The sequence below is a fragment of the Bombella sp. ESL0380 genome (assembly GCF_009725805.1).
Classification (GTDB): Bacteria; Pseudomonadota; Alphaproteobacteria; order Acetobacterales; family Acetobacteraceae; genus Bombella; species Bombella apis.
In genome coordinates this window covers 65,214-72,978 of the sequence record NZ_WNIH01000001.1, presented here as the reverse complement: position 1 = coordinate 72,978, position 7,765 = coordinate 65,214, and the positions used below count along the sequence as shown (strand labels likewise).

Here is a 7,765-nt window from a genome sequence, read left to right as displayed (position 1 = left end):
AGCGTTCGCTCTGAGCCAGGATCAAACTCTCAGGTTCAATCCAGACCAACAGAATAAAACATCCAGCTTAATTCAACGCATCAAACTTAAAGTCAGATACATCAGCTTCCGTCTTCCATCAGCCTTCACTAACGAAAACGCCGCCAACATATCCCTTCCAGTCTCTACTTTATAACCCATATTCTCTTGTCAATGACCACCCCAGCCGCCCCGAAACTTCCGCTCCAGCGCCGCCGGTGAATGGGCTTATACGCACCCACCCCCATACGGTCAACACGATTCCCGAAACTTTCTCAAAGTTTCTTCACATAAACCCCAAAAACCCCAGAAAACCGCCACCCAACCCCAAAAACACAACCCCCGGCGAATCACCCCACCAAAAAGAATCGAACATGGAAAAGAAAAAGCCGGTCCCCTTTGAAAGGAGACCGGCTTTCCCAAAACAGTCTGAGACCAAGAAGGCTTCAAAGAGACTTGAGATCGTGCTGCTTCACCTTTTCAGCAACCTCAATCTCCGCACGGGCAGCCTGAATCTGACGTCCCAAGCTTTCCTGAAGCTCAACCTCATCAGGACCAACCCTTGTCCACTGATTCTTCAGCTCATCCAGCGTCTGGCTGGCATCATCAATGGACAGGTCTTCAAGCGCCCGCACCGAATCGGCAAGAATCGTGCAGTGATCCGCTGTCATGTCGACAAAACCACCCGTGACGAAGCAGCGTTCCAGAACCTGGTCGTCCTTGTAGAGAGTGATCACCCCACCACGAAGCTGCAACAGCAACGGGGCACGGCCAGGCATGGCCGCAATGTCCCCTTCCGTACCCGGAACAACAACCATATCGACCTCACGGTCCGTATAGCGTCTTTCCGGGCTGACGATTTCGGTGCGAAGCGGCATGGATCAGCCCTCCTGCTTCATCTTCTCGGCTTTCGCCTGCGCCTCTTCAATGGCGCCAACCATGTAGAAGGCACCCTCAGGCAGGTCATCGCACTCACCGTTCACAACGGCCTTGAAGGACCGCACGGTATCTTCCAGAGACACCAGCTTGCCCGGAGACCCCGTGAAGACCTCCGCCACATGGAAAGGCTGCGACAGGAAGCGCTGGATGCGGCGAGCACGGCCCACCACCAGCTTATCCTCCTCGGACAGCTCATCCATGCCGAGAATGGCGATGATGTCCTGAAGCTCCTTATAGTTCTGGAGCGTACTCTGGACAGCACGGGCCACCTCGTAATGCTCCTGCCCCACAATCTTGGGGTCCAGAGAGCGGGAGGTCGAATCCAGCGGATCCACAGCCGGATAGATGCCCATCTCAGCGATGGAACGGTTCAGAACCGTCGTGGCATCAAGGTGAGCGAAGGTAGCAGCTGGAGCCGGATCGGTAAGGTCATCGGCTGGCACGTACACGGCCTGAACGGAGGTGATGGACCCTTTCTTCGTGGAGGTAATACGCTCCTGAAGGGCACCCATCTCCGTTGCCAGTGTCGGCTGATACCCCACAGCAGACGGGATACGACCCAGAAGAGCGGAGACCTCGGAACCAGCCTGCGTGAAGCGGAAGATGTTGTCCACGAAGAAGAGGACGTCCTGACCTTCCACATCACGGAAGTACTCGGCCACGGAGAGACCCGTCAGGGCCACACGGGCACGGGCACCCGGCGGCTCGTTCATCTGGCCATAGACCAGTGCCACCTTGGAACCGTCAGTATGACCGTTCTCATCAATCTTGATAACACCGGCACCCTGCATTTCGTAATACAGGTCGTTCCCTTCGCGGGTACGCTCACCCACACCGGCAAACACGGACACACCACCATGCGCCTTGGCGATGTTGTTGATGAGCTCCTGAATGATGACGGTCTTACCCACGCCGGCACCACCAAACAGACCAATCTTACCACCCTTCAGATACGGGCAGAGAAGGTCGATCACCTTGATACCTGTCACCAGAATCTCGGTATTGGCGGCCTGTTCCTCAAAGGAGGGAGCGGGGCGGTGGATCGGGAAGCGGGTTTCCGTCTTGATCGGCCCCTTCTCATCGACCGGCTCACCAATGACATTGATGATGCGGCCCAGAGTAGCCGGACCAACCGGCACGGTGATCTGGCTGCCCGTATCGGTCACCTCAGCACCACGAACGAGACCATCAGTCCCTTCCATGGCGATGCAACGGACCTGACGCTCACCAATTTCCTGCGCAACTTCCAGCACGACCGTCTGATCACCATTCATGACATGAAGGGCATTCAGAATATGCGGCAGCTTGTCCGTAAACTGGACATCCACCACCGGGCCACGAATCTGGGTGATCCGTCCAACACCAACACCGGCATTTTCAGCAGAGCGGTTGAGTTCCTCAGACATCAGATTTCTCTCCTGCATGATCTCAGACGGCTTCTGCGCCGGAAATGATTTCGATCAGCTCGTTAGTAATATTGGCCTGACGTGTCCGGTTATACCGGAGCGACAGACGCTCGATGGCCTTGCTCGCATTGCGGCTGGCATTATCCATGGCCGTCATGCGGGCACCCTGCTCACCGGCAGCGCTCTCCAGCACGGCAGCATAAAACTGCACAAGCAGATTGCGTGGCAGAAGCTGTGCAAGAAGGTGGCCTTCATCAGGCTCAAACTCGTAGACAGCGCCGTCTGTCCTCTTCTCCCCGGCATTGTCATTCTCCGCAACAGGCAGAGGAACAAGACCAAGGGCCTGTGGCGTCTGGGTCATCGCATTGACAAAGCGGTTGCGCATCAGGGTGCAGGCATCAATCTCCCCACCCTCGACCAGATCGGCAACACGTTTCGCCAGATCCTGGGCAAGGGCATAAGCATCCTGCTGGGTCCCCGCCTTGTTGTGGAGCGAATCCACAACCATGTCCGGATAATAGCGCCTGAAGATCTCAGCGCCCTTGCGGCCAACGGGCAGCAGACGCACGGTACGACCCTGCGCCAGAAGGTCCTCGATCTGCTGACGGGCAGCACGGATGATGTTGGCATTGAAGCCACCGGCCAGTCCACGATCGGACGTCAGAACAATGAGAAGATGCACATTGTCCCGTCCCGTGCCAGCCAGAAGCGGCGGCAGGGTGGAAGGGTCCATCCCCTGCGATGCCGCTGCCAGCTCGCTCATCATACGCCGCATGGTATCAGCATAGGGGCGGGCTGCCTCGGCCTGATTCTGGGCGCGCCTCAGCTTTGAGGCAGCGACCATTTTCATTGCGCTCGTGATCTTGCGGGTCGATTTGACCCCCGCAATCCTTCCGCGCAGTTCTTTCAATGAAGGCATGAGCTACAACCCTCAGGCTGAAAAACGTTTGCTGAAGGCCTCAAGCAGGGACTTGAGCTCACCCTCGATCTCCGGTGTCAGCTTCTGCTCGGTACGGATCCTGGCCAGAACACTCTTGCCACCGTTGCGCAGCTCCTCCAGGAGGGCAGCCTCATAGGACGTCACCTGGTTGACTGCCACGGAATCCAGATAGCCACGGGTTCCGGCGTACAGAACAGCCACCTGCTCCTCAACAGCCAGCGGGGAGGTTTCCGGCTGCTTCAGCAGCTCCACAAGGCGGGCACCACGATCCAGCTGACGGCGTGTTGCCGGATCAAGGTCAGAGGCAAACTGGGCAAAGGAAGCCATCTCACGATACTGGGCCAGCTCCAGCTTGATGGTACCGGCAACCTGCTTCATGGCCTTGATCTGCGCAGCCGACCCCACGCGGGACACGGACCCACCCACGTTCACGGCCGGGCGAATACCCTTGTAGAACAGGTCAGTTTCAAGGAAGATCTGACCATCCGTAATGGAAATAACGTTGGTCGGAATGTAGGCGGACGTGTCACCAGCCTGTGTCTCGATCACCGGCAGGGCCGTCATGGACCCGGCACCGAACTCTTCGGACATCTTGGCGGAGCGCTCCAGCAGGCGGGAGTGCAGGTAGAACACGTCACCCGGGAAAGCCTCACGCCCCGGCGGACGGCGCAGCAGCAGGGACATCTGGCGATAGGCCACAGCCTGCTTGGAGAGGTCATCATAACAGAGCAGGGAGTGCATCCCGTTATCCCGGAAATACTCACCCATGGCAGAAGCAGAATAAGGAGCCAGATACTGCATCGGGGCAGCATCGGAGGCCGTGGCAGCCACGACGATGGAGTAATCCATCGCACCAGCTTCTGTCAGCTTGCGCACAAGGTTGGCCACCGTGGACCGCTTCTGCCCGACAGCAACATAGATGCAGTACAGGGACTTCTTCGGGTCACCCTCGGCATTGACACCCTTCTGGGCCACGATGGTGTCGATCAGGATGGCGGTCTTACCTGTCTGACGGTCACCAATCACCAGCTCACGCTGCCCGCGCCCGATCGGCACGAGGGCATCAATGGCCTTGATGCCGGTCTGCATCGGCTCACTGACGGACTGACGGGGCATGATACCCGGAGCCCGGACATCAGCACGACGATATTCGACATTCTCCAGCGGACCACGGCCATCAATCGGGTTGCCCAGAGCATCCACGACACGCCCCAGAAGCCCCTTGCCGACGGGAACTTCCACAACCTTGCCGGTGCGCAGCACGGTATCACCTTCGCTGATGAGGTCACCCTCACCGAAAATGACGACACCAACGCTGTCGCTCTCGAGGTTGAGAGCCATGCCACGCACGCCACTCCCCTCGAACTCGACCATTTCACCGGCCTGAACATTGGTCAGACCATAAACGCGGGCAATCCCATCCCCAATGGACAGAACGGTCCCTGTCTCTGAAACAGCGGCAGGCTGATCAAAGGACGCGATCTGCTGCTTGAGAATTTCTGAAATCTCGGCGGGACGGATCTCCATCACGCGGCTCCCTTCATGGCGTTCTGCAGACGGGCCAGACGCCCGGCGATCGATGTATCAAAAAGAACTGAACCAACACGCACAACCATACCCCCAAGCAGGGTTTGATCAACATGTTCAGTCATGGCAATATTGGCATACCCGGCCTGCTGGAGGCTGGCACGGAGGCTTTCACGCTGCCCATCTTCCATTGGACGGGCAGTCGTCACTTCCACACGCACCTCGCCACGCTGGCGGGCGTCCAGAAGAAGAACGGCTGACAGGATTTCATCCAGGCCAGACAGACGGCGCTGATGGGCAATGAAGCCAACAAACCGCTGCAGGCCCTCACCAAGCCCGAGAGCGGAGCCAAGGGCTTTCACCAGTTTTTCCGTCTGGCTGATGTCGAGCCGGGGATCCGCCAGAGCGGTACGCAGGTCCGGCAGCTGGGCGATGGCCTTTCGCAGCGCCCGCACCTGCTCCAGCACGGTGGCCTTGTCCTGTCTGCTGTCCGAGAGATAGTCCTCAAAGGCCCGGGCATAACGCTGCGCCACTTCGCCTGGGGCCCTGATCTGCTTTTCCTGTGCAACCGTCACGGGTTCATTCCGTCTTCATGAGGTTCTGCTTTCACGACCGGTTTCCCGGCACAACCCAACCGGCATGCCCCGGAACATGCTGCGTGACAGCACGGCGTCCCAGAGCCGGAACCCGGCCAGTGTTTCGTCCATGTCCACTAACACGGCGGGGCCCTCCAGCGCAACCAGAGGACCAACCGGGCCACGGCCCACAACACCGGTGGAACCGGCCAGCATGGCAGGGATGCAATGCCCGCGGACTCCAGCACCAAGCAGCCCCCGTTCCATCCCTTTACTAGATGGATAGATGGCGAGGCCCATGCGCAGAGTGTCAATTTCTCAGGAGACTGGAGCGGGCGAAGGGAATCGAACCCTCATCAGAAGCTTGGAAGGCTACTGCATTAGCCATTATGCTACGCCCGCTCTGTTTCGGGCTGGAGATATAACCGCTCTCCCAGAGCAAGACAAGGGGGGATTCACCCCACCCTGCAGATGTGAAAGGTTTTTTCATTTTCTTGGAGATAGTGCTTGACTTTATGGGCCTGTCGTTATCTTTTCCTGCCCATCGTCAAGCCCTGAGGGGCGGACGGTCGCAGGTCGATTCGACCCTGAAGGGGTGTAGCTCAATTGGCTAGAGCGCCGGTCTCCAAAACCGGAGGTTGGGGGTTCGAGACCCTCCACCCCTGCCACGTCATACCCTGCCCGCCTGACTGCCTTACCCGGGTGACAGGGCTCGGGCCGAGATAGATTTGAGGATAATGGTGTCGGTCACAAAGCCGAAAGGCAATTCACCGAAGATGCCTCCGGCCCAGAAAGGCCCAGGATTCAGCCTTCGTAGATATTTTTCAGATGTGTGTGCCGAGGCCAGACGTGTTACGTGGCCGACGCGTCGCAATACCATCATTACAACAGGTGCCGTGCTGGCCATGGTCGTCGCCACCTGTATTTTCTTTTTCGTCGTCGATCAGCTGATCGGCCTGGGGATCAGCAAAATCTTAGGCATCGGAGGCTAAAGCAGCATCATGGCAAAACGCTGGTACGTTGTGCATGTCTATTCAGGCTTCGAGAAGAAGATTGCCGATCATATCCGTGAACAGGCCGAAAAGAAGGGGCTGAGCGATCAGTTCGAAGAAATTCTGGTACCGTCCGAGGAAGTGACCGAGGTCCGTCGTGGCCGCAAGGTGAACACGGAACGCAAATTCTTCCCCGGTTATGTTCTGGTCAAAATGGAACTGACGGACCGTGCCTGGCATCTCGTCAAGGACACACCGAAAGTGACGGGCTTTCTGGGTACACGCAACAACCAGCCAACGCCCATCAGCAATGCTGAAGCCAAGCGGATTCTCCAGCAGGCTCAGGAAGGTGTCGAGCGTCCCCGCTCCAGCCTGTCTTTCGAGATTGGCGAGCAGGTGCGGGTTTCCGATGGGCCTTTCACATCCTTCAATGGCAGTGTCGAAGAAGTCGATACGGAGAACCAGCGCCTCAAGGTCAGCGTCTCCATCTTTGGCCGCTCCACACCGGTGGATCTGGACTACAATCAGGTCGAAAAACTCTGAAGGAAGGGCCTTCGTTCCTTTCCAAAGAAACCACCCCTTCATGGTCTGAAGCGGGTGGTTTTTTTATGGCTTCCCCTTCTCATTCATGAAGGCATGAAAAAACCCTGTACAGCCTTCCAGAGGCCGTACAGGGTTTCCCCATCAGGCAGAAGCCCTGTTCCGTTACAGGCTGGAGGCCTCCTCATGGATCGGCAGTGTCGGTAACGAATACAGAAGCTGGATGGCCTGGTCGGACAGTACTCCCACACCTTCCGCCAGAACCCGCACCATGTCGGCTGGCTTCGTTCCGACAGGCTGCGGCGATACCCACTGCACATTCACTGCACGAGCCTGTGAATCTGGCGCCCCTGCCCTGTGGGCAGACAGCACACCAGTAATGACAGCATGACCAGATACATCCTGCTCGAACCGGGACAGGCTCAGCTCCAGATAGGCTCCAGCCGTCACGGCTACAGAATCATTCTGGGAAAACAGCACATGGCCGGGCAGGCGCAGCCTCAGGTCGGCTGCCAGGGCATGACCAAGCATCTCGCCGAGCGGCTCACTCCAAGCAGCAGCAGGCACCATATGATCCTGGGCATCCTGCATCACCCTCAAAAGACCATCCCGATCCAGCCGGGAGGTGATGGATGGGGTAAGCACCTCAATGGCCTGTGGCAGGGCCGCCTGTATCACAGGGGACGCCACTGGCCCGGTCTGCGGTGCCAGAACATAATAGGTCGTAGATGTACTGCTGCACCCGGCCAACAGAACACCTCCCAGGCAGACAGCTCCCAGCAGCCCACATGAACGCACGAAGGAAGGGTAGAAAAAACGCTTCATGGA

The 7,765-nt window shown here is 58.0% G+C and carries 9 protein-coding genes and 2 tRNA genes; 3 read left to right on the top strand and 8 right to left on the bottom strand.

All coding sequences use genetic code 11. The features are described from left to right. Nucleotides 1-464: 464 nt before the first annotated feature. From atpC to GM608_RS00280, 7 genes are all read right to left on the bottom strand, one after another. Complete coding sequence (gene atpC / locus GM608_RS00310; protein WP_043559580.1) at nt 465-896, bottom strand: ATP synthase F1 subunit epsilon; 432 nt, start codon at nt 894-896, stop codon at nt 465-467. A gap of 3 nt (nt 897-899) precedes the next feature. Continuing rightward, complete coding sequence (gene atpD / locus GM608_RS00305; protein WP_043559688.1) at nt 900-2,363, bottom strand: F0F1 ATP synthase subunit beta; 1,464 nt, start codon at nt 2,361-2,363, stop codon at nt 900-902. Between the two features lie 22 nt (nt 2,364-2,385). Beyond that, nucleotides 2,386-3,282, bottom strand: coding sequence for a F0F1 ATP synthase subunit gamma (locus GM608_RS00300; RefSeq protein ID WP_043559583.1), 897 nt, complete (start codon nt 3,280-3,282; stop codon nt 2,386-2,388). A 12-nt stretch (nt 3,283-3,294) separates the two neighbouring features. Next, entirely contained in the window at nt 3,295-4,830 is a 1,536-nt protein-coding gene (atpA, locus tag GM608_RS00295; protein ID WP_043559586.1) for a F0F1 ATP synthase subunit alpha, read from the bottom strand. Further along, nucleotides 4,830-5,405 (bottom strand): ATP synthase F1 subunit delta, encoded by a 576-nt coding sequence (atpH, locus tag GM608_RS00290; RefSeq protein WP_333644796.1) that lies wholly within the window; start codon nt 5,403-5,405, stop codon nt 4,830-4,832. The genes atpA and atpH overlap by 1 nt, the downstream gene beginning before the upstream one ends. 15 nt (nt 5,406-5,420) lie before the next feature. Continuing rightward, complete coding sequence (locus GM608_RS00285) at nt 5,421-5,705, bottom strand: hypothetical protein (RefSeq protein ID WP_333644795.1); 285 nt, start codon at nt 5,703-5,705, stop codon at nt 5,421-5,423. A 27-nt stretch (nt 5,706-5,732) separates the two neighbouring features. Next, nucleotides 5,733-5,807 (bottom strand) — tRNA-Gly (locus tag GM608_RS00280). Between the two features lie 189 nt (nt 5,808-5,996). On the opposite strand from GM608_RS00280, the gene GM608_RS00275 reads away from it, so the two are divergent. From GM608_RS00275 to nusG, 3 genes are all read left to right on the top strand, one after another. Then, a tRNA-Trp gene (locus GM608_RS00275) sits at nt 5,997-6,073 on the top strand. 69 nt (nt 6,074-6,142) lie between these two features. Continuing rightward, on the top strand, nt 6,143-6,397 hold the full coding sequence (secE, locus tag GM608_RS00270) for a preprotein translocase subunit SecE (RefSeq protein ID WP_081562558.1): 255 nt from the start codon (nt 6,143-6,145) through the stop codon (nt 6,395-6,397). Nucleotides 6,398-6,406: 9 nt separating this feature from the next. Continuing rightward, complete coding sequence (nusG, locus tag GM608_RS00265; RefSeq protein WP_043559594.1) at nt 6,407-6,940, top strand: transcription termination/antitermination protein NusG; 534 nt, start codon at nt 6,407-6,409, stop codon at nt 6,938-6,940. A 162-nt stretch (nt 6,941-7,102) separates the two neighbouring features. Here the strand turns inward: nusG and GM608_RS00260 are convergent, their stop codons facing one another. Then, nucleotides 7,103-7,762 (bottom strand): ABC-type transport auxiliary lipoprotein family protein, encoded by a 660-nt coding sequence (locus tag GM608_RS00260; RefSeq protein WP_333644794.1) that lies wholly within the window; start codon nt 7,760-7,762, stop codon nt 7,103-7,105. Nucleotides 7,763-7,765: the final 3 nt, after the last annotated feature.